At 56.8% G+C, this 1,595-nt stretch carries 3 pseudogenes; all 3 read left to right on the top strand.

The window, feature by feature from the left end:
- Positions 1-267: pseudogene (locus RIB87_RS11110) on the top strand (efflux transporter periplasmic adaptor subunit); the annotation flags it as partial.
- A pseudogene (locus RIB87_RS11105) lies at positions 264-422 on the top strand (ATP-binding cassette domain-containing protein); the annotation flags it as partial. The pseudogenes RIB87_RS11110 and RIB87_RS11105, both read left to right, overlap by 4 nt.
- Positions 423-508: 86 nt before the next feature.
- Positions 509-1,428, top strand: a pseudogene (locus RIB87_RS11100) (IS630 family transposase); the annotation flags it as partial.
- Positions 1,429-1,595: the final 167 nt, after the last annotated feature.

Raw genomic sequence — 1,595 nt, 5'->3', positions numbered from 1 at the left:
CTCGACGTATTGCCTGATTACGCGATACCGGCGACGGTCAGTTTTGTATCACCCGAGGCTCAGTTCACGCCGAAACAGGTGGAAACGCTGGATGAGCGCGAAAAGCTTGTCTTTCGTGTTCGCGTTCGGATACCTCCGGAGCTGGTGGCGGGGCGAATTGAGCATGTAAAGACCGGGCTGCGCGGCGTGGCCGTTGTCCGCGTGGACGCCGATGCCCCCTGGCCAGAAAGTCTCAATCGCCGGATCCCGCCAGAGTTGTTCGAATGAAATCGGCGGCAGCCAACCCAATCCGTATCGTGGGGGTCACTCACCGATATCGCAAAAAAACGGCGCTTGACGATGTAACGCTTGAGCTGCCGGCAGGACGTCTTGTGGGATTGATCGGGCCTGATGGCGTTGGAAAATCGACTTTGCTTGGTTTATACCAAGCGCATTTATAGGTGACTCATATTTGTGCTTTCCAATTCCAGGCAAATCATGATTCACGATGGCAAACAGGGAGTTTGCCATGGGTGCTCGTATTACACTTCGCGATGATTTTGATGCCGGAACGCTTCGGCGTCTTGCCAAGCAGTCACGCGATTCCAATCAAACGCGGCGGTTGCTGTCCCTTGCATCGATTTACGACGGCGGCAAGCGCCTTGAGGCGGCTCGGATCGGGGGAGTGACCCTACAAATTGTTCGGGACTGGGTGTTGCGCTTCAACGCCGAAGGGCCAGAAGGGCTGATTGATCGCAAAGCCCCCGGTGCCGTGCCCAAGCTGACGGCAAAGCACCGCGCAACTCTGGCGCGGATTGTTGAAGCCGGACCGATCCCGGCAGTCCATGGCGTGGTCCGCTGGCGGATCAAGGATCTGGTTGCTTGGCTCCATGAGGAACTCGGTGTGAACGTGGCCGAAAGCACGGTGCGTGGAGCCTTGAAGGACATGGGTTTTGTCAAGCTGACTGCCCGTCCGCGCCACCATGGCCAGAACGAACATGCGCTGGAGGCTTTTAAAAAAGTTTCCCCACAGAACTCGAGGCCCTCAGAGCCCGTTTGGGTCCGCAGATACCGGTAGAGATCTGGTGGCAAGACGAGGCCCGGGTCGGTCAGAAGACCAAGATCACAAGGCGGTGGGCTCGCAAGGGTACCCGGCCCGTAGCGCAGAAGGATCAGCGGACGAAATCAGCATGGATCTTCGGGGCCATATGCCCGGACAGGGGCACGGGAGCCGGTCTTGTTGTCCCACGGTGCAACACGGCCATGATGCAGCTTCACCTCGATGAAATCTCGGCTCATGTTGCTCCAGGTGCGCATGCGGTTCTGATGATGGACCGGGCTGGATGGCATATGACCGGAAAACTTCAGGTACCGAACAACATCACGATCCTGCCTTTGCCTCCCAAGGCCCCGGAGCTCAATCCGGTCGAGAACATCTGGCAGACCGTATGTTCATTGCACCACGGAGCAGTCGTTTGAAAGTTTGACCGATCAGATCTTTGCGGCTGTGCTGTCCCTCTTTATGGCGAATAGGAGCAAAGGCATGCAAACAACCACTTGTGTATTTGTTGGTCTCGATACGTCGAAGCTTAAAATCTCTGTAGCCTTGGCTGAAG

Origin of the sequence: Pyruvatibacter sp., from assembly GCF_040219635.1 — a bacterium.
Taxonomy (GTDB): domain Bacteria; phylum Pseudomonadota; class Alphaproteobacteria; order CGMCC-115125; family CGMCC-115125; genus Pyruvatibacter.
Note: the sequence above shows the minus strand (reverse complement) of the source record. Positions and strands in the feature narration are given on the sequence as shown.